Genomic DNA, 20,430 nt, shown 5'->3' with positions numbered 1-20,430 from the left:
TTGCGTCCTGCCATGTCACTCATCGTCCCTTCCAGCCCTCACCAGGGCCAACAGGACTCTAATACCGAGCGGTCCCATTCACTGGGGACAGGCCACGTCCTTGCCTGGTCACGCCTACTTGTAGTACTGTCCAGACACGTGTCCATCACATGCGTGGACAGCTATCCCAGGAGGATTCCAATGACCCTGGTCAAGCCGGTGCGGGTGTCCGGAGGCGAGCATGAGCATGGGCATCTCGATGAGTTTCGGGTCGATCCGCTGGCTCTGATGCGGCGGGTGCGGGCGGAATGCGGGGATGTCGGGGCGTTCGATCTCGCGGGGAAGCATGTGATTCTGCTGTCGGGTGCGCAGGCCAATGAATTCTTCTTTCGGTCCGGGGACGAGGATCTCGATCAGGCGGCGGCCTATCCGTTCATGAAGCCGATCTTCGGCGAGGGGGTGGTGTTCGACGCAAGTCCGGAGCGCCGCAAGGAGATGCTGCACAATCAGGCGCTGCGGGCCGAACAGATGCGCGGACATGCGGCCACCATCGGGCGCGAGGTCGAGCGGATGTTGGCGGGTTGGGGTGACGAGGGCGAGATCGATCTGCTCGACTTCTTCGCCGAGCTGACCATCTACACCTCCTCGGCCTGCTTGATCGGCAAGCGTTTTCGCGATGAACTCGACGAGCGGTTCGCGCACCTCTACCACGATCTGGAGCGCGGCACCGACGCACTGGCCTATGTGGACCCGTACGCGCCGATCGAAAGCTTCCGCCGCCGCGATGAGGCGCGCCGCGAACTGGTCGAACTGGTGCAGGGCATCATGGACAACCGCGCCGCGAATCCGCCCGCGAACAAGGAAGATCGGGACATGCTCGATATCCTGATCTCGATCAAGGACGAGCAGGGGCAGCTGCGGTTCAGCGCCAGTGAGATCACCGGGATGTTCATCTCGATGATGTTCGCGGGCCATCACACCACCTCCGGCACCGCGGCCTGGTCGGTGATCGAATTGCTCAGGCATCCGGAGGAATTGCGCCGCGTCGTCGATGAACTCGATGAGCTCTACGCCGACGGTTCCGATATCAGCTTCGGTGCGCTGCGCCAGATTCCGAATCTGGAGGCGGTGGTCAAGGAGACGCTGCGACTGCATCCGCCGCTGATCATTCTGATGCGGGTGGCCCAGGGCGAATTCGAGGTGTGCGGACACCGCATCGAACCGGGTGATCTCGTCGCGGCAACACCGGCCATCTCCAACCGGATCCCGGAGGACTTCCCGAATCCGGACCGGTTCGATCCCGAGCGCTATATCGACCCGAATCAGGAAGATATCGTCAACCGCTGGACCTGGATTCCGTTCGGCGCCGGGCGGCATCGCTGTGTCGGAGCGGCATTCGCGCTCATGCAGCTCAAGGCCATATTCTCGATCCTGCTGCGAGACTGGGAATTCGAGATGGCCCAACCATCCGACAGCTACCGCAACGACCACAGCAAGATGGTGGTGCAGCTGCAGCAGCCGTGCGCGGTCCGCTATCGCAGGCGCCGAAAGCCCTAAATCCCCGTCCAGACAACTCCCGCCGTATCGAGCCCTGGGCGGTATCTATCGAACGTAGCCGAAGGGTGGTCGCGCAGGCGTCTTCGACCGCCGTATGACTACGCTCGGCGGGCAGTCGAGCTATCTGGACGGGGTGGTTGGAGGGCGGTTGGTTGCGTGTGTGAGCGGAAAGGATTTGTGGCCCTTGGTGTTCGGTATGCACTTGTAGGGTGAAGGCATGATCACGCTCAAAAAGGAAGATGGCGCCGCGGATCTCAACGGCATCACCAAGCTGACGGTCGGGGTGAGTTGGGATCCGTCGGCGGGCACCAGCGGCGGTGCGATCGGCATACTGCGCCGCAAGCGCGGTGTGGATCTGGATCTGATCGCCATTCTCATGCAGGGCGCCGAGCCGGTGCGTTTCGCCGGTCTCGATTCCCTTGACCCGCTGGGCAATGGCTCGGTTCAGCACACCGGTGACGAGCAGACCGGCGCCGCCGCTGGCGACGACGAATCGGTGCACGTCACCTTCGCGAATGTGCCCGACGCCATCGACTCGATCATCTTCGTGGCCGCCGCATTCAAAAAGGGCTCCTCATTCGAGAAGGCCAACAACATCTCGTTCAAGATCTACGACGCGACCGGCGGCAGCGTCCAGCAGGTGGCCGACATCTGGCCGTCGCTGCTCGGCACGGATAACGCCAATGCGGTGGCCAGGGCATTCCGCAACGGTGCGAACTGGCAGCTCGAGGTGCTCAATCGCAAGGGCAAGATCAAGCAGGGCGATAAGCAGGCCCTGCTGCGTTTCGCCATGGCCTGAGCGCGCGGCGCGGGCCGGAGCTCGGACGAGCTCCGGCCGCTATTGCCCGAATTCGATAGAGACCAGAGTTCGATCTAGAGAACGGATTCGACCGCGGTCACGATGGCCGAGTCATCGGGTGTGGTCCGCGGCCGGAACCGGCCGACCACCGCACCGTCACGATCGATCAGGAACTTCTCGAAGTTCCACTGGATATCACCGGCCGTGCCCTCGGCATCCGCGGTTTCCGCCAGTGCGGCGTAGAGCGGGTGCCGCTCATCGCCATTGACATCGGTCTTTTCCAGCAGCGGAAAATCCACGCCATAGGTGGCCGAACAGAACTCCGCGATCTCCTCCGCGGTGCCCGGCTCCTGGCCCATGAACTGGTTGCACGGGACCCCGACCACGCTGAAGCCGCGCTCGCCATACGTCTTGTGCAGCTCGACCAGTCCGGTGTACTGCGGCGTCAGCCCACACTTGGAGGCCACATTGACCAGCAGTACAGCCTTGTCGCCGACCAGTTCGCCCAGCGTGGCCGGGTCGCCGGAAAGGGTGCGTAGTGGAATGTTGCGGATATTCATTCGTATCGGACCTGCCAGTTCTTGATTCCGTTGATCCACCCCGATCGCAACCGTACCGGATCGGCGACCTGGCTGATCTTGGGCATCGCATCGGCAATGGCATTGAACATCAGGTCGATCTCCAGCCGCGCCAGATTCGCCCCGACGCAGTAATGCGCGCCGGTGCCGCCGAATCCGACATGCGGATTCGGGTCGCGGAAGACATCGAAGGTGAAGGGATTTTCGAAGGCGTCCTCATCGAAGTTGGCCGAGCTGTAGAAGATGCCCAGCCGCTGCCCCTGCTTGATCTGCTGCCCGCCGAGTTCGGTGTCCTCGGTCGCCGTGCGCTGGAAGGCATTGACCGGGGTGGCCCAGCGGACGATCTCATCGGGTGCGGTGCGCGGGCGCTGTTCCCGATACAGCTCCCACTGCTCCGGATGGTCCACGAAGGCCTTCATGCCGTGGGTGATGGCGTTGCGGGTGGTCTCATTGCCCGCGATGGCCAGCAGGATGACGAAGAAGCCGAACTCGTCCGAGCCGAGCGCCTCGCCGTCGACATCGGCATGCACCAACTGGCTGACGATGTCATCGACCGGACAGGCGCGGCGCTGTTCGGCCATATTCCAGGCGTAGCCGAGGATTTCGGCGAAAGCGGTATTGGCGTCGCCGTATTCCGGATCGTCGTAGTTCAGCGTCTGATTGGACCAATCGAACAGCTTGTGCCGATCGTCATTCGGCACGCCGAGCAATTCCGCAATGGCCTGCAGCGGCAGTTCGCAGGCCACCTGCTCGACGAAGTCGCCGCCGCCGGTTCGCTTGGCCTCGTGCACGATTCGCGCCGCGCGTTCGGTAAGTGCCGTCCGCAGGCCCGCCACCGCACGCGGTGTGAATCCCTTGGAGACGATCCGGCGGATCTTGGCGTGTTTGGGTGCATCCATATTGACCAGCAGGGCGCCGGTGAGTTCGATCTGTTCCGGCGTGACATCGTCGGGCAGGCGAATGATGGCGCCCTTCTGCGCGGAGGAGTAGAGCTCCGGACTGCGCGAAATCTCCTTCACATCTTCGTGCTTGCTGACCACCCAGTACCCGCCGTCGCGGAAGCCGCCCGAGGTTTCATCCGGCTGCGCGCACCACCACACCGGCGCGGTGCGGCGCAGGGTCGCGAATTCCTCGACCGGCATGCGGTTTTCCCACAGCGCCGGATCGGTGAAATCGAAGCCTGCCGGGAAAGCGGGCGCCGCCATGGCTACCTCCTGGGTGGAAATCGTTTCAGCGCAACCTGAGTCGGCGCATCAGTCGTAGCGTCGTCAGCGTTGTCTTCAGCTGCTTTTCGTACGGAAGTCCGGCCCGCGCCGCCATCACCTGGCGCTTCTGCACACCGATATTCACGGTGTCGGTGTACTTGAGCAGGCCCTGATCGCCGTGCCTGGTGCCGACGCCGGACTGCTTCACGCCGCCCGACGGTGTGGATTTGGCGGCGTAGGTGGTCACGAAGCCGTCATTGATATTGATATTCCCGGCCTCGAGCTGGGCGCCGATTCGGTTGGCGCGGGCCAGGTCCCGGCCCCAGACGCTGGCATTCAAACCGTAGGCGGTGTCATTGGCGAGCCGGATGGCCTCTTGCTCGTCGGTGAACCGGTAGACGCTCACCACCGGGCCGAAGGTCTCCATGGTCGCGTGCTTCATCTCGGCGGTGACGTCGGTGAGCACGGTCGGCTCGTAGAACGCCGGGCCGATATCCGGTCGTGCCTTGCCGCCGGTCAGGACCTTCGCGCCCTTGGCGCGCGCGTCCTCGACATGTGCCGCGACCCGCTCCAAATGCTGCACCGATACCAGCGAACCGAATTCCGGTGTGTAGTCGTAGGCCGCGCCGATCTTGGCGTTCAATTCGTCGGCCGCCGTGACCAATCGGCGCACGAATTCGTCATAGAGCCGGTCCTGCACATAGATCCGCTCGATATGCATGCAGGCCTGGCCGGAATTCGCGAAGACCGCGAATGCCGCACCGGGGATGACCTCGTCGAGATTCGCATCGTCCAGGACGATCATCGGGTTCTTGCCGCCGAGTTCGAGGCTGCAGCCGATCAGATTGCGGCCCGCGCCCTCGCCGACGACCCGCCCGGTGGCGGTCGAGCCGGTGAACATGACGAAGTCGGCATTATCGATCAACGACGGACCCACGTCGGGGCCCTCTCCGCAGACGACCTGGAAAAGCCCCTTCGGCAGCCCCGCCCGATACAGCAGTTCCACCCCGAACAGCGCGCAGAGCGCGGTCTTGTTATCGGGCTTGAGCACGACGCCATTGCCCGCCATGAGCGCGGGCATCGAATCCGACAGCGCGATGGCGAACGGGAAATTCCACGGCGCGATGACCGCGACGACGCCCTTGGGACGGTGCTCCTCGGTCGAGGTGGTGATCAGCGGCACCGGACCGCCGCGCCGCTTGGGCTTCAGCACCCGGCGCGCGGTCTTGAGGTAATGGCTGATGACCATCGGGACGTCACAGGACTCCTCGAAGGCCATTCGGCGGGTCTTACCGCAGCCGATCTGGATCAGGTCGGCAATGGTTTCGTGTTCGGCGAGGATCAGCTCGTGTGCGCGCTCGAATACCTGCAGGCGGCGCTGCAGTGGCCAGCTGGCCCATTCCTGCTGCGCAGCGCGGGCGGTCGCGTAGGCGGCGGCGACGTCCTCGGGTGTCGACTGCGGTAGTGCGCCGATCACGGCACCGGTGTAGACCTCGACCATCGAATACGGGTCGGCGGTGCCGGAGGCCGCGACCATCGCGGTCAGCCTGCCGATCAGCTCGTCGGTGATCCGGGCGGGCAGCGCCGGTGCGGCATCCTTCTTGGCTTCTGTTGTGCTCATGCCTGGGCCTCGCTGACACTCGGCGCCGGCATGCGCACGGCGCGCTGGCACATGATTCGCTCACTTCGTTCGCTCATCGGACCTTCTTCGCGACGATGACGGATATCCTCGAATTAGAACACGTTCTCATTGCGGCTGCCAGGGTCTTCGCCGGTATGACCTGTATAAATGCGCGCCGGAACATGCTCAATCCGCCCGATGATCCGGTGTTCGGCCCGCCGCGAACTCCGTGGCCCAGCGGTAGTCGGGCTTACCGCTCGGGGCGCGCGCGACCACCTCCGCGACCCAGATCTGCCTCGGCACCTTGTAGCCCGCGAGATGCGCGCGCACATGGCGCTCCAGCGCGGCGAAATCCACCGGTTCCGAGCCCACGATCGAGACGACCGCCGCCACCTGCTGACCCCAGCGCTCGTGCGGTACCCCGATCACCACCGCGTCATAAATGGCCTCGTGCGCCTTCACCACGCTCTCGACCTCTTCGACGTAGACCTTCTCGCCGCCGGTATTGACGACCAAATTGCCGCGGCCGATCAGGGTCACCGAGCCGTCGGCCTCGACTCTGGCGCGATCGTCGGTCACTACGATCCGGGCGCCGTCGACCGTTTTGAACAGTGCCTCGGTCTTGTCCGGATCCTTGTAGTAGCCGATCGGCACCGCACCGGTCTTGGCGAGCCAGCCTTCGGTACCTGGTGCGACCGGATGTCCGGTGTCATCGACGACGATCGCGCCCCGGCCGCTGCGCACCCGGGGGCCGCGTCCGGGATCGTCGTCCTTCTGCGCGAAACCGATACCGCCGAAACCGGTTTCGGAGGAGCCGATGGCATCGGAGACCACCGACGACGGAAACAGTTCCAGCAGCGTGTTCTTCACCGGCTGTGACAGCAGCGCGGCGCCGGAGGCGATGGCGACCAGGGAGCTGGCGTCCACCGGTGCGGCGCGGTAGGCGTCGATCAGTGGGCGCGCCATGGCATCTCCGGTGATCACCATGATCTGCGGGCGGCGTTGTTCGACCGCTTGCCACACCCGGTGCGCATCGAATTTCGGCTCGAAGATCACGGCATTGCCGGACCAGAGGGCCATGAAGGTCGGCATCATCGCGGCGGCGTGGATGAGCGGCGGGAGTATGAACCAGATGCCGGGTTCGCCCTGTGCGCCGATGCGGGACTGCTGGTATTCATCGGAAACCGGAATGCCGGTGTAGAAGTCGATGCCGCCGCCGAGGACGCGCCACATATCCTCCTGCCGCCACATGACGCCCTTCGGGCGACCGGTGGTGCCGCCGGTGTACATCATGAACAGGTCGTCCGGGCTGCGCTCGACGGTGCGGCGGGTGGGGGAGCCCGAGAGCAGTGCCTGCTCATAGGACGCGGGCAGCGCTACCGGAGTGGTGGTGTCGGTGTGGATGGGGGTGGGTGGCTTGTCGTCGACGAGCAGGACATGGATCGCGGACGGCACCTCGGTGAGTGCCTCCAGCGCCGCGTCGGCGTAGGTCTCATGGCACACCAGCACTTCGAGATCGGCATTGTCGTAGAGATAGCGCAGCTCATCGACGCGGTAGCGGTAGTTGATATTGATCGGGACGGCTCGTGCCTTGAAACAGGCGATGAGCGTGGTCATGGTCTCGATGCCGTTGTGCATCTGGAAACCCACATGGGTGCCGGGACCGACCCCGATCGAGCCCAGATGATCGGCCAGCCGATTCGCGCGGGCATCGAGTTCGGCATAGGTGACTGCGAGATCGCCCTCGATCAGTGCGGTGCGCTCCGGCATCGCGTCGACCGCATGCTCGAAGAGATCGGCGAAATTGTTGGGCATGGCGATTCGCTCTCATCGAATGACGGTGAGCGGCAGCGGGATACCGCGGTCGGTGAAGGTGAAGGCGGCGCCGGTGCTGATCCGGGTGATGGCCACCTCGGTCGCTTCCTTGAACGGGGCCGCGGCGAGCGCTATTTCGGCGGTCCAGTGGTCTTCGTGGGCGGTAGTGGAGCGCACGTGGAAGCGCGGATTCACCCCGCGCACCATGGCCTCCAGGGGGGCGAGGTGATCGGGATCGAGCATCGATGGCCAGGTGCGATCGGTGCAGGCGTCGCTGCGTCGCGGTACCCGCAGTCGCACGGTCTCGTTGGTGCTCGATATGTCGATGCCGGTGTAGGACAGTGGGTTCCATGCCGGATGCAGTCGCAGGACCTCGGCGAGTGCGGCCGGATCGGCACCGAGTCCGAGTGCGGTGCGAATCCGCTCGGAGGTGAGTCCGGCGATGCCGGTGAATTGTTTGCGGCCGATATCCGTCGCGGTATCGGCGGCCCTGGCGCGCACGGCGGTCATGAATCCGATGGTGAGCAGATGGTGCTGTAGGCAGATCTCGTCGGCCATCCGCACCAGCGCGGATTTCGAGAAGTCGGCGAAGCGCAGATCGCTGAGCAGCGGACCCGCGTAATCGCTTGCGCCCGGATCGTCCTTGTCGATGGGGGACAGCTCCAGCAGCGCGGCTCGGGAACTCGCCACCACCTCGGCATTGGGTGGGGTCGGTGGCGGGATATGGGCCGGGTCGATGATGACCGTCCACGCGCACACCGGTTTTCGGTCGGCGGGGTGGCGCGGCGGCCGGTGGATCGGCCGGACCTGCGCATGCGGATTGGTGGCGAGGGCGGTCGCGTCGAAGGTCGGATCCTCGATGTCGTGGCACATCGACACCACGAAGTCCTCGCCGAGCGGTTCCACATCCGCGAGCGCGCCGCAGTGATCGAGCCAGAACTCGCCGTGATCGCGATCGTCGACGCGGAAGCGGAAGTCCATGAACTGCGGCGGCGCGCCGATATCGAGCTGTAGGCCCTTGAAGATCGTCGGCACGTCATCGCCCTCGAAACCGAGTGCGGTCCGCATGCGGCGGGTGTAGACCGGACTGGCGAGCTGCCACTCCTCGATGGCGACCGCCGTCATGCCCTCGCGGCCGAATGCCGCAATGGAGTGCGCCATACCGGATCGGTCGATCAGATGTCCGCACAGCAGCAATTCGGGTACCAGCGTCGCCAGCTGGGCCCGCGACAGTCGCTCGAAGCTCGACATCACCACAGTGGAACCGGTGCTTCGCCGATCCGATACCAGCCCGCCAGCGGCTTTCCGGAGACCGAACGCTGGATGCGCTTGTGCATACCGGGTGTCAGTGCGTTGTTCTGGATCATCTCCATGAACAGCTGCGAGACATTGCCGAAGTCGAAAAAGTCACGCTGCCACGACCATTGGTAGTTGCCGCCGTAACGGAACCAGCTGCCGCCGATGCCCTCGGGACTGTAGTTGCGCCCGTCCGGGCGCTTGTTATCGCTGACCTGTTTCCAGAAGCCGATGACATCGCCGCTGCGCTCATCGATGACGAATTGCTGATACGGATACGACCAGCCCTCCAGCCCCTCCATCTCCTGACCGAGTGCGAGTTCCCGGATCTCCGCCCGGCCGACCGCCATGAATTCCTGCGTGGGACCGTAATTCCAGCCGTAGGTGGCGTCCTCGGTATACATCTCGGCGAGCGGCTTCCAGTCGCCCTTTTCCTCGCAGCGCTGGTTCTCCAGGATCCAGCGCCGGACCATCTCATCGAGTTCGGCGCGGTCGAAATCTGGCATTACCGTGTTCCTTTCGCCGGTTCGTCCGCACGGATCGACAGCGCTTGGGTGGGGCAGTAACGCACGGCGCGTTCGATATCTGCGCGTGCGTCGGGGCCCGGTGTCGGGTCCAGGATTTCGACCTTGCCGCGCTTGGGCACGGTGAAAACCGATGGCGCTTCGTCCTGGCAGACGGCGTGGCCCTGGCACAGATCCAGATCGACGATGATCCTCATTGTCGGCTCCTGTCCTGATCATTCGAATCCGGTAGCGGCCGCAGCGGTGCCTCGGGCTGGACCTCGATCAGCACCAGATGTGCACCGCGTGGGGCCGAGACGACGGCGATCACCGCGGCGGCCAGGTCGGTGGCGCGCAGCATGTACGGGTGGCGGGCGAATCCCCAGGTCTTCCAGGCATCGAGCATGGGGCCGACCACCTCGGGGGTGGAATTCATGCCCATACCGGTCAGTGTCGGACCCGGCCGCACCAGCGAGGCGCGAACTCCGGTGCCCTCCAGCTCCATTCGCATCTGCTGGACCATTGCCTCCAGCCCGGCCTTGGCCGCACTGTAGGCACCGGTCCGCGGGCGCGGCTCCTCGGCGCAGTCGGAGCTGATCAGCACGAAATCGCCGCGCTGCCTGCGGATCATGTCCGGCAGCACGCGGTGCACCAGCCGTTGCGCGCCCACCAGATGCACCTGCACCTGCTGCAGGAACCGCTCCGGTGCCATCTCGTGCACCGGTGCGAATTCGATATCGCCCGCGCCGGAGACCAGGATCTCGGTGGGGCCGAGAGCATCTTCGGCCGCGCTTACGAAGGCGTCGATGGATGCCGCGTCGGTGACATCGAGCTGATGGGCGAAGGCTTCGCCGCCGTTGGCGCGGATCTTGGCGGCCAGCGCCTCGCACTGATCCACCCGACGCGCGCCGAGTGCTACCGGGTGCCCGAGTTCGGCGAGCGCTTCCGCCGTGGCGGCGCCGATTCCGGAGGAGGCTCCGGCCACGATCGCCGGTCGGCGCGGGGGATTGGGTTCGAAGCGTGGCATTTAGCTGGCCTCCACAACGATGGGGAGTTTGGCGAAACCGCGGACATTGGTCGAGTGCACCCGCACGATGCCCGAATGCTCGACCTCGTAGGACCGCACCCGCGAGACGAATTCGTGCAGCGCGACACCGGCCTCCAGCCGGGCCAGATGCGCGCCGAGGCAGAAGTGCACGCCCGCACCGAAACTGGCCGGTCCGCCCTTGTCGGCACGTCCGATGCGGTAGCTGTCGCCGTCGACGAATACCTCCGGATCCCGGTTGGCCGAACCGATCAGCAGGAGCACCTTCGCGCCGGTCGGAATGGTCTGGCCGTACTGGTCGATATCCACTGCGGCGCACCGCGCGACGATCTGGCTGGACGTGTCGTAGCGCAGTGTCTCCTCGACCCACTCGGTGACCAGCTCGGGCTCCGCGACAACCTTGGCGTATTCACTCGGATGCCGCGCGCTCCAGTACAGCGCGTTGCCGAGAAGTTTCGTGGTGGTCTCATTACCGGCCACCACCATCAGGAACATGAAGCCGATGATCTCCTCATCGGTCAGGGTGTCGCCGTCGATCTCGGCATCCAGCAGCGCCGAGGTGAGATCCGCTGTGCGCGAGCGCCTGCGCTCGGCGACCATCTCGGCGTAGTAGGTGATGAGGGTGATCGATGCCCGCGCGGCGGCCATCGGGACATCGAGGACGCCGTCCTCACGATGCACCACCAGATCGGCCAGTCTGCGGATCTCCGCGCGGTCGGCCTCGGGCACGCCCATCAGTTCGGAGATGACATCCATCGGGAGTTTGCCAGCGACCTCGTCGATCCAGTCGAACGATCCGGTCGCGAGGGCCGGTTCGAGATAGGACCGCGTCAGCTCCCTGATCCGGTCTTCCATCTCGGCCACCCGCTTGGGGGTGAAGCCCTTGTAGACGAGTCGGCGCATGCGCAGATGCCGCGGATCGTCCATGGCGAGAAACGACATCACCCGGTGTGCGTGCGGTCCCCAGGCCGCCGGATCCAGCGAGACGCCGTTGGCGCTGGACAGTCGGAGATTGTCGCGAAAGCCCGCGGTCACATCCGCGTGCCGGGACAGCGCCCAGAAATCCAGGTCGGCGTTGTAGTAGAGCGGCGCCTCGGTGCGCAGCCGCGCGTAGGTCGGGTACGGGTCCTCGTGGAACGCGTAGTCGTAGGGGTCGAAGGTCAGCGGCTCTAGTGAGGCGGCCGTCATCGCGGCAACCCGGAATTCGAGAACCAGTTCTCATCGGTGACCGGTGCCGCGTCCTCGACGGGAGACACATAGCTGGACATGTGTCTGGACGGTACCACCAGGTTGGTCGAATCGACAGTGGTTTCGCAGAACAATCTGCCGTTTTCGCGGTCGACGCATGGGTTCGGCGCCAATGATGGATAGTTGCCGAAATTGGCGCTGTTCGGCTGACTTGGGAGCGCTGTTTTGGAACGAGTTCTTGCACCGGATCGGCAGGCGGGACTATATTCCGTACACCTGTCCAGACAGCATCGGAGCATCATGAGTGAAGCATCGACCAGCGATTCGACGAGAGGTGATGGTCGGGCGACGGGCGGGAGCGGTCTGCTGCCCGCCGACGGTTCGCGCCTGCTGATCGGCGGCAAACTGGTCACCGGCGGCGATGGCGTCTTCGCGACGGTGAATCCGGCGACGGAGGAGGTCATCGGTCAGGCCGCGAATGCGAACGGCGCGGATATGGACGCGGCCATCGGGGCCGCGCGCACCGCATTCGACGACACCGACTGGTCCCGGGATCACGCCTTCCGTGCCCGCTGCCTCGAGCAGTTGCGCACCGCGCTGCAGGCCAATATCGATGAGCTGCGCGAGATCACCATCGCCGAAGCGGGCGCACCGACCATGCTGACCAGGGGGCCACAGCTGGAAGGTCCGGTCGCGGATCTGTCCTTTGCCGCATCGCTGGCCGAAACTTACGGCTGGGAAACCGATCTCGGCACCGCGACACCCATGGGTATCGCGAGCCATCGGGTGCTGCGCCGCGAGCCCATCGGTGTGGTCGGTGCCATCACACCGTGGAACTTCCCGCACCAGATCAATTTCGCCAAGCTCGGTCCCGCGCTGGCGGCCGGAAATACCATGGTGCTCAAGGCTGCACCGGATACCCCGTGGTGCGCGGCGGCCGTCGGCGCGGTCATTGCCGAGCAGACCGATATCCCGCCCGGTGTGGTCAATATCGTGACCTCCACCGATCACGGCCTCGGCGCGCAGCTCACCGCGGATCCGCGGGTCGATATGGTCAGCTTCACCGGCTCGACGCAGACCGGCAAGGCGGTAATGACCAGCGCGGCAACGACATTGAAGAAGGCATTCCTCGAACTCGGCGGTAAATCAGCGTTCATCGTGCTCGACGACGCGAATATCGCGGGAGCCTGTGCGGTGGCGGCGTTTTCGGTGGCCGTGCACGCGGGGCAGGGGTGTGCGCTGACCACCCGGCTGCTGGTGCCGCGCTCGGCATATGCCGAGGCAGTCCAGGCTGCCGCGGGCACGCTGTCCGGCATTGTGCCCGGTGATCCGGCCGATGCGGGCACCGTCTGCGGACCGCTGATCTCCGAACGACAGCGGGCCAGGGTCGAGCGGTATCTCGACATCGCGCGCGCCGAGGGGGGACGGATCGTGGTCGGCGGCGGCCGCCCGGCTGGCCGCGAGCGCGGCTACTTCGTCGAACCGACATTGATCGCGGATGTGCCGAATACCGCGAGGGTCGCCCGCGAGGAAATCTTCGGACCCGTACTGGTGGTGATCCCCTACGACGGTGACGACGATGCGATCCGGATCGCCAACGATTCCCCGTACGGGCTCTCCGGGGCGGTGTGGGGCACCGATCCGGACCGAATTCGGCACGTCACCAATGGTGTTCGCACCGGCACGCTCAGCGTCAACGGCGGTGTCTGGTATTCGGCGGACGCGCCGTTCGGCGGCTACAAGCAATCCGGGATCGGCCGTGAAATGGGCGTCGCCGGATTCGAGGAATACCTGGAAACCAAACTCATCGCCACCGCCGGATAGACCGAGTGCAGCCGCAGAGGAGCTGATTTCATGACCCGCTTTTCGGGAAGGACCGCGATCGTCACCGGCGCTGCCCAAGGCATCGGTGCCGCATATGCCAAGGCATTGGCCCATGAGGGCGCGAATGTCGTTGTCGCCGATCTGAATACCGAGCGCGGCAAGGAGGTGGCGGCGCAGATCACCGCCGCGGGCGATACCGCCATCTTCGGCGAGGTCGATGTCGCCGATCCGGAATCGGCGACCGCGCTGGCCGATTTGACCGTCCGCGAATTCGGTGCGATCGACCATCTGGTGAACAATGCCGCCATCTACGGCGATATGAAGCTAAACCTGCTGCTCACCGTGCCATGGGACTACTACAAGAAGTTCATGAGCGTGAATATGGACGGTGCGCTGAATATGACCCGTGCGGTGTGGCAGCACATGGTCAAGGCGGGCGGCGGGTCGATCGTCAACCAATCCTCCACCGCCGCATGGACATACTCCAGTTTCTACGGATTGGCCAAGGTCGGCATCAATGGCCTGACCCAGCAGCTCGCATTCGAACTGGGCGGTTCCAAGATCCGCATCAATGCCATCGCGCCCGGCCCCATCGACACCGAAGCCACCAAGAATGTGACGCCGAGCGTCATAGTCGAGGATATGGTGAAACGCTTGCCGCTCAAGCGGATGGGTACACCGGAGGATCTGATCGGCGCATGCCTGTATCTGCTCTCCGACGAGGCGAGCTGGGTCACCGGGCAGATCTTCAATATCGACGGCGGACAAGTGTTCCGGTCATGAGCGAGCGCAGCGAGCGAACGATGGGTACGGCCGACGTGTCGGTCGTGATGGAGCCGAGCGCTAGCGAGGCGCAGTCATGAGCGACGAATTGCCGGTCGGGTTCATCGGTTTGGGCAATATGGGCGCACCGATGGCCAGAAGTCTGCTGGCCTGGCCCGGCGGGCTCACCGTCTGCGATATACGCCCCGATGCGGTGCAGCCGTTCACCGAGGCCGGTGCGGCCGCGGCGGTTTCGGCCGCGGAGATCGCCGAGAAGGCGGCCGTCATCTCGGTCACCGTGCTGAACGACGAGCAGGTTTGTGCGGTCGTGACCGGACCCGACGGCCTGTTGCGCACGGCCGCGCCGGGCACGGTGATCGCCGTGCACTCCACCATCAGCGACCGGACCGCCGAGGAACTGGCGGGCGAATGTGCCGAGCACGGTGTCGAATTGGTGGACGCGCCGGTGAGCGGCGGTGCGCCGGGGGCCGCGCGCGGCAAACTCGCGGTCATGGTCGGCGGCACCGATACCGCCTTCGAGCGGGTGCGCGGGCCCTTCGGATATTTCGCGGATCTGGTCGTGCATGCTGGACCGGTCGGTACTGGCACCCGGATGAAGCTGGCGCGCAACCTCTTGCACTTCATCGCATTCACCGCCGCCACCGAGGCACAGCGGCTGGCCGAGGCGGCGAATATCGATATCACCGTGCTCGGCAAGGTCGTTCGGCACTCCGATGCTGTGACCGGCGGCCCCGGCGCCATCATGCTGCGCGATCGCACCGCACCGATCGAACCGAATGATTTCTGGCTGCCGATTCTGAGCCATGTGCGCGATCTCGGCGAAAAAGACCTCGGCCTGGCCCTGGAACTCGGCGCGCGGCTCAGTGTCGAGCTGCCGCTGGCCGAACTGGCGCTCGACCGCCTCGGGCCCGGGCTCGGCGTACCACGTGAAAGGGAGAGCAATGAGTGAAGCATCGCGTAACGATTCGATGGGGGGTGGTGACGACGGATCTGCCGATACCGTGCGCCAGCGCGGGCTGGCCAAAATGGCCGAGGTCTACGGCACCGAATTCCAGAACTATCCCGGCGATCACTTCGCCATGACGGCCGACCATCTCTTCGCCGAGATCTGGTCGCGTCCCGGACTCAGCATCCGCGATCGCCGCCTGATCCTGCTCGGCGCGCTCACCGCCCAGGGGCTAATGGATACCGCGGGTATCCAGATCGGCGCGGCACTGCGCAATAAAGAGCTGACCGAGGCGCAATTGCACGAGATTGCGCTGTTCCTCTGTTACTACGTCGGCTGGCCCAGTGGCACCAAACTCGACCTGCTGGTGGGAACGATTGTCGCCCAACAGAAAAAGGCTGCGCGCAAGCAGGCCGAAGCGGAGGGGGAGTCCGAATCATCTGTGTTGTCCGAAGACCGGACACCGTCCGGGGACGCGGTGCAGTCTGATGCAGTCCCCTCCGAGTAGAGCAGTAAGGAACGCGAAATATGTCTGATGCCGCAAAGATTCGGCCGCTGCGGGCCAGCGCGATCTCCGCATGGGATTTCGAGGCCGATGTCGTCATTGCCGGATACGGTATCGCCGGAGTCTGTGCCGCCATCGAGGCCGCGCGTGCGGGCGCCGACGTGCTGATCCTGGAGCGCACCGGCGGCTGGGGCGGTGCGGCGGCGATGGCGGGCGGATTCATCTACCTCGGTGGCGGCACGCCCTTGCAGCGCGCGCTCGGCTTCGAGGACACACCGGAGAATATGGAGACGTTCCTGCAGGCTGCACTCGGGCCGGGACAGGACACGGCCAAGATCGCGGACTACTGCCAGAACAGCGTCGAGCACTACAACTGGCTGGTCTCCTGCGGTGTGCCATTCAGGGAGGCGTTCTGGGGTGAGCCCGGCTGGGAGCCGCCGCACGACGAGGGCCTGATGTACTCCGGCGGCGAGAATGCCGCGCCGTTCAACGCCATCGCGAAACCCGCTCCGCGCGGCCATGTTCCGCAGATGGCCGATAAGAAGATCGGTGCCAAGAGCGGCGGCTACATGCTGATGAAGCCGCTCGCCGAGACGGCCGAAAGCCTCGGCGTCCGTGTCGAATACGACACCAGGATCCGGCGGCTGGTCGCTGATGACAGCGATCGCGTGGTCGGGCTCATCGCGACGCACTTCGGCAAGGAGGTCGCGATCCGCGCCGAGCGCGGGGTCGTGCTCGCCACCGGCAGCTTCGCCTATCACAAGCAGATGATCGAGACCTATGCGCCGCGGCTGATCGGACGTCCCGCCGCCGCCATCGAAGAACACGACGGCATCGGCATCCTGGTCGCCCAGGCGCTCGGTGCGGAGCTGGCGCATATGGATGCCACCGAGGTGGCGTTCTTCGGCGATCCACAGATGTTGGCGCGCGGCATTCTGGTCAACGGCCGCGGCCAGCGCTATATCCCGGAGGACACCTATCCGGGGCGGATCGGACAGGCGACGCTGATCCAGCAGGAGAATCAGGCATATCTGGTCATCGACGAGCAGGCGCTCGAGGCTGCGCTGGCGACCGTCACATCGACGCCGTTCTTCCGGCAGCCGCCGACCTGGGCGGCGGAGACGGTCGCGGAGTTGGAATCCGATATGGGCCTGCCGGAGCGGGCGCTGCAGGGCACCGTCGACTGCTATAACCTGCACGCCGCCGATGACAAGGATCCGTTGCTCGGTAAGAAGCCGGAGTGGGTCAAGCCGATCGGCACCCCGCTCGCGGCCTTCGATATGCGGGGATTCACCGCGGGTTTCACCCTCGGCGGATTGCGTACCGACCTCGATTCCCGGGTACTGCACGTCTCGGGTGAACCGATTCCCGGCCTGTTCGCCGCGGGCCGCTGCACCTCCGGACTGTGTGCCGGTGGCTATGTCAGCGGTGCGTCCCTCGGCGACGGCAGCTTCTATGGCCGACGTGCCGGTCGCGCGGCCGCAAAGTAGGATCTAGACACATGTCCGAAGGCGAGTCCATCATCCTGGAGGCGACCCGGCGTCGCCTCACCGAGAAGCAGGCCGACACCGTCGACAAGCTCACCAGGGCGGCCGTGGAAGTGCTTGCGCGCGAAGGCTTCGCGGGGATGACTATACGCATGGTCGCCGCGGCGGCCGGTGTCGGCACCGCCACGGCATACACCTACTTCTCGTCGAAGGAACACCTCGTCGCGGAGATCTTCTGGCGCCGCTTGTTCGCCAATTCGGCTCCGGTGAGCGACGATCCGGACCCCACCGTCCGGGTCGTCGCCGAACTCCGCAATATCGCCATGCTCGTCGCCGACGAACAGGAACTCTCCGGTGCGGTGACCAGCGCCCTGCTCGGCCGCGATCCGGATGTGGCCCATCTGCGGGCGCGGATCGGGATGGAGATCCGCAAACGCCTGATGCGCGCGCTCGGCCCCGATGCCGATCCGGACGTGATCGAATCCCTGGAACTCGTCTACGCGGGTGCGCTGGTCCGCGCTGGCATGGGCTATGCCTCCTACTCCGAAATCGCCGACCGCATCGAGAAGTCGGCGCTGCTCATCCTGAAGTAGTGCATTTACCCGGGAGGTAATCGACTTCATGATCGGGAAGCCGCAATGATGGTAGGGCACCTGATGATTGGAGAAACCGATGCCCTACTTCGAATCGCACGACGGCGCCACCCTGCACTACCAGGACTGGGGTTCCGGGCAACCGGTGCTGTTCATGGCGGGTGGCTGGTTGAGCAGCAGTTCGTGGGAGCTGCAGATGCTGCCGCTGTCCAAGCAGGGGCTGCGGTGCCTGTCCTACGACCGGCGCGGACACGGCAAGTCGGACTGGGTCGGGCACGGCTACGACTATGACACCCTGGCCGAGGATCTGGCCGCCTTCCTGGAACATCTCGATCTGCGCGAGGTGACGGTGGTCGCGCACTCGATGGCGGGTGGTGAGCTCATCCGGTACCTGACCCGGCACGGCAGCGACCGGATCACCCGGATCGCGCTGGTCTCGGTGACCATGCCGTACTTCGCGCAGGCCGAGGACAACCCGAACGGTGTGCCGCAGGCCATCTTCGATGCGGTGGGCGCGGCCCGCGCCGCCGACCGGCCGCTGTGGATGGAGCAGAACGCCCAGGCGTTCTTCGCAACGCATCTGGGCAACCAGGTGTCCTCCGCGCGGATCGCGTGGATGGTCCAGAAGTGCATGGACTGCTCGCTGCTGGCGGCGGACGAGATCATGAATACGATCTACACCTCCGATTTCCGCGACGAGTTGCGCGCGATCACCGTGCCCACGTTGGTAATTCACGGCGATGCCGACGCCTCCGCGCCGATCGAGCTGTGCGGGCGGGTGATCAAGGAGCTGATTCCGAGCAATACCTACAAGGAATACCCGGCCACCGGGCACGGCATCATGATCTCGCATGCCGAGCAGCTCAACGCCGACATCTTGGAGTTCATCAAAGCGTGAGCTCACCGACGGTAACGGCGGATTCCTGTCGGACCCCGCCGCTACGGTACGCCCATGGCGTTCGCACTCCCTATCACCGTCTCGCCCGAGGACATCGATGGCAACGGCCATATGAATATGGCCGTCTACCTGCAGTACGCGGAACGCGCTCGCTGGGCCTGCCTGCAAGCGGGCGGCTTGACGCAGGAGCGGCTACAGGCCGCGGGGGTCGGCCCGATCGCGCTACAGGCGACGCTCACCTTCAAGCAGGAGTTGTTCGTCGGCGACGAAGTCACGGTCACTTGCGATTTCGTATGGGACGGCAAGACCCACCAGACCATTCAGGAAATCCGCAAGACCGATGGCACGGTGTCGGCGGAGATCGTCGGTGTCGGCGGTCTGCTCGATCTGACCGAACGGCGGTTGGTGCCGGACGCGGCGCGCTACTTCCGCGACCTCGCGGCGGATCCGACCGTCTTCGGCCTGGACCGAGGGGAGTAGTTCTCAGGGTTCATTGAGACCTCGAGAGTTGGGGGAGGCCCCTGATGGCGCGGGCACGCAATGGCAGACAGACTGGAACCCATGACTTCGCACGCCCTAGGTGCCGACCTCGAGAAATCGGCTACCGCCACTGAGGTGGCGGCCCGCGCCATCGACCTGGTCAAGGTCTATGGATCCGGAGATACACAGGTCAGGGCACTGGATGGGGTATCGGCCGAATTCGCGAAGGGGGAGTTCACCGCGATCATGGGGCCCTCCGGATCGGGTAAGTCGACCCTGATGCACTGCCTGGCCGGTCTGGACAGCTCGACCACCGGAACCGTGCGGATCGGCGATACCGATCTGGCCGGGCTCTCGGATAAGCAGATGACCCGGCTGCGGCGCGACCGCATCGGCTTCGTCTTCCAGGCGTTCAACCTGGTTCCGACGCTGACCGCGCAGGAGAACATCACCTTGCCGCTGGATATCGCCGGACGCAAGCCCGACCAGGACTGGCTGGACACGGTGATCAAGCGGCTGGGGCTGACCGACCGGCTCACCCACCGCCCGAGCGAACTCTCCGGCGGACAGCAGCAGCGGGTGGCCTGTGCGCGAGCGCTGGCCGGGAAGCCGGAGATCATCTTCGGCGATGAGCCGACCGGCAACCTCGACTCCCGCGCCTCGGAGGAGGTGCTCAATATCCTGCGCGCGGCGGTGGACGAATTCGGGCAGACGGTCGTCATCGTCACGCATGAGCCGCATGCCGCGGGATACGCCGACCGGGTGGTGTTCCTCGCCGACGGCCGCATCGTCGACGAACTGCGCGATCCGACCGCCGAATCGGTGCTCGACAAGATGAAGTCGCTGGAGCAGGCGTAATGAGTGGCAAACCGATGCGTAAGGTGGTCTTGCGCAATCTCGCCGCGCACAAGGTGCGACTGGCGCTGACCCTGCTCTCGGTGGTACTCGGAACCGCCTTCATCGCGGGCTCATTCGTCTTCACCGATACCCTGCAGCGCACCTTCGACGGCATTTTCGCCAACCAGGCCAAGGGCGTCGATGTGCGGGTGAGCCCGCAAAAGCAACAGGCCCAGGGCATTCCGCTGAGCGTTGTCGACGATATCGCGAAGATGGACGGGGTGCGGGCGGTCGCACCGAGCGTCAACGGCCCGCTGGTGCTGCTCTATCCGGACGGCAAGAAGGCCGTACAGACCGGTGGCGCACCGACTTTCGGTCAGTCCTATATCCCACCGGATAAGGCGGTCGCCGAACCGGACAAGTTCGTGCAAGGCGTGCCACCTACCCACGAAGGCGAGATCGCGCTCAATACCGGCGGCGCGGATCGGGCC

At 65.1% G+C, this 20,430-nt stretch carries 21 protein-coding genes; 12 read left to right on the top strand and 9 right to left on the bottom strand.

Translation table 11 applies throughout. The features are described 5' to 3' along the window. Positions 1-180: 180 nt before the first annotated feature. Both ABZW16_RS36645 and ABZW16_RS36640 read left to right on the top strand, forming a co-directional pair. Complete coding sequence (locus ABZW16_RS36645) at positions 181-1,536, top strand: cytochrome P450 (protein ID WP_354960720.1); 1,356 nt, start codon at positions 181-183, stop codon at positions 1,534-1,536. A 217-nt stretch (positions 1,537-1,753) separates the two neighbouring features. Further along, positions 1,754-2,335 carry a TerD family protein gene (locus ABZW16_RS36640; protein WP_354960719.1) on the top strand — a complete coding sequence of 194 codons (582 nt, stop codon included), beginning with the start codon at positions 1,754-1,756 and terminating at the stop codon, positions 2,333-2,335. 74 nt (positions 2,336-2,409) lie between these two features. Here the strand turns inward: ABZW16_RS36640 and ABZW16_RS36635 are convergent, their stop codons facing one another. The 9 genes from ABZW16_RS36635 to ABZW16_RS36595 form a co-directional block, all read right to left on the bottom strand. Beyond that, positions 2,410-2,895, bottom strand: coding sequence for a glutathione peroxidase (locus ABZW16_RS36635; RefSeq protein WP_354960718.1), 486 nt, complete (start codon positions 2,893-2,895; stop codon positions 2,410-2,412). Continuing rightward, on the bottom strand, positions 2,892-4,118 hold the full coding sequence (locus ABZW16_RS36630; protein WP_354960717.1) for a cytochrome P450: 1,227 nt from the start codon (positions 4,116-4,118) through the stop codon (positions 2,892-2,894). The genes ABZW16_RS36635 and ABZW16_RS36630 overlap by 4 nt, the downstream gene beginning before the upstream one ends. A gap of 25 nt (positions 4,119-4,143) precedes the next feature. After that, on the bottom strand, positions 4,144-5,739 hold the full coding sequence (locus ABZW16_RS36625; protein WP_354960716.1) for a succinic semialdehyde dehydrogenase: 1,596 nt from the start codon (positions 5,737-5,739) through the stop codon (positions 4,144-4,146). A gap of 186 nt (positions 5,740-5,925) precedes the next feature. After that, on the bottom strand, positions 5,926-7,554 hold the full coding sequence (locus ABZW16_RS36620; protein WP_354960715.1) for an acyl-CoA synthetase: 1,629 nt from the start codon (positions 7,552-7,554) through the stop codon (positions 5,926-5,928). A gap of 12 nt (positions 7,555-7,566) precedes the next feature. Next, on the bottom strand, positions 7,567-8,805 hold the full coding sequence (locus tag ABZW16_RS36615) for a hypothetical protein (RefSeq protein ID WP_354960714.1): 1,239 nt from the start codon (positions 8,803-8,805) through the stop codon (positions 7,567-7,569). Continuing rightward, positions 8,805-9,356, bottom strand: a complete 552-nt coding sequence (locus tag ABZW16_RS36610; RefSeq protein WP_354960713.1) for a nuclear transport factor 2 family protein — start codon at positions 9,354-9,356, stop codon at positions 8,805-8,807. The genes ABZW16_RS36615 and ABZW16_RS36610 overlap by 1 nt, the downstream gene beginning before the upstream one ends. Beyond that, on the bottom strand, positions 9,356-9,571 hold the full coding sequence (locus ABZW16_RS36605; RefSeq protein ID WP_354960712.1) for a ferredoxin: 216 nt from the start codon (positions 9,569-9,571) through the stop codon (positions 9,356-9,358). The genes ABZW16_RS36610 and ABZW16_RS36605 overlap by 1 nt, the downstream gene beginning before the upstream one ends. Next, positions 9,568-10,380, bottom strand: coding sequence for an SDR family oxidoreductase (locus tag ABZW16_RS36600; RefSeq protein WP_354960711.1), 813 nt, complete (start codon positions 10,378-10,380; stop codon positions 9,568-9,570). Before ABZW16_RS36600 ends, ABZW16_RS36605 begins: the two co-directional genes overlap by 4 nt. Then, on the bottom strand, positions 10,381-11,586 hold the full coding sequence (locus ABZW16_RS36595) for a cytochrome P450 (RefSeq protein WP_354960710.1): 1,206 nt from the start codon (positions 11,584-11,586) through the stop codon (positions 10,381-10,383). Positions 11,587-11,886: 300 nt separating this feature from the next. On the opposite strand from ABZW16_RS36595, the gene ABZW16_RS36590 reads away from it, so the two are divergent. The 10 genes from ABZW16_RS36590 to ABZW16_RS36545 all read left to right on the top strand — a co-directional run. Continuing rightward, a complete protein-coding gene (locus ABZW16_RS36590) occupies positions 11,887-13,410 on the top strand; it encodes an aldehyde dehydrogenase (RefSeq protein WP_354960709.1) in 1,524 nt (507 codons plus the stop codon). A gap of 30 nt (positions 13,411-13,440) precedes the next feature. After that, a complete protein-coding gene (locus ABZW16_RS36585; protein WP_354960708.1) occupies positions 13,441-14,193 on the top strand; it encodes an SDR family oxidoreductase in 753 nt (250 codons plus the stop codon). A 76-nt stretch (positions 14,194-14,269) separates the two neighbouring features. Next, complete coding sequence (locus ABZW16_RS36580; protein ID WP_354960706.1) at positions 14,270-15,142, top strand: NAD(P)-dependent oxidoreductase; 873 nt, start codon at positions 14,270-14,272, stop codon at positions 15,140-15,142. 19 nt (positions 15,143-15,161) lie between these two features. Beyond that, entirely contained in the window at positions 15,162-15,647 is a 486-nt protein-coding gene (locus ABZW16_RS36575; RefSeq protein ID WP_354960721.1) for a carboxymuconolactone decarboxylase family protein, read from the top strand. 20 nt (positions 15,648-15,667) lie between these two features. Continuing rightward, positions 15,668-17,134 (top strand): FAD-dependent oxidoreductase, encoded by a 1,467-nt coding sequence (locus ABZW16_RS36570; RefSeq protein WP_354960705.1) that lies wholly within the window; start codon positions 15,668-15,670, stop codon positions 17,132-17,134. An 11-nt stretch (positions 17,135-17,145) separates the two neighbouring features. Then, positions 17,146-17,724 carry a TetR family transcriptional regulator gene (locus ABZW16_RS36565; protein ID WP_354960704.1) on the top strand — a complete coding sequence of 193 codons (579 nt, stop codon included), beginning with the start codon at positions 17,146-17,148 and terminating at the stop codon, positions 17,722-17,724. Positions 17,725-17,803: 79 nt separating this feature from the next. Next, positions 17,804-18,622 (top strand): alpha/beta hydrolase, encoded by an 819-nt coding sequence (locus tag ABZW16_RS36560; RefSeq protein WP_354960703.1) that lies wholly within the window; start codon positions 17,804-17,806, stop codon positions 18,620-18,622. 54 nt (positions 18,623-18,676) lie between these two features. Next, the gene (locus ABZW16_RS36555; protein WP_354960702.1) at positions 18,677-19,102 is read left to right on the top strand and encodes an acyl-CoA thioesterase; all 426 of its coding nucleotides are present in this window, start codon (positions 18,677-18,679) and stop codon (positions 19,100-19,102) included. Positions 19,103-19,183: 81 nt separating this feature from the next. Then, entirely contained in the window at positions 19,184-19,960 is a 777-nt protein-coding gene (locus ABZW16_RS36550) for an ABC transporter ATP-binding protein (RefSeq protein WP_354960701.1), read from the top strand. Beyond that, a partial coding sequence (locus ABZW16_RS36545; RefSeq protein ID WP_354960700.1) for an ABC transporter permease occupies positions 19,960-20,430 on the top strand: 471 nt, incomplete at its 3' end. The genes ABZW16_RS36550 and ABZW16_RS36545, both read left to right, overlap by 1 nt.

The sequence above is a fragment of the Nocardia sp. NPDC004604 genome, assembly GCF_040609795.1.
GTDB lineage: Bacteria > Actinomycetota > Actinomycetes > Mycobacteriales > Mycobacteriaceae > Nocardia.
This window is presented reverse-complemented; position numbering and strand designations above follow the sequence as displayed.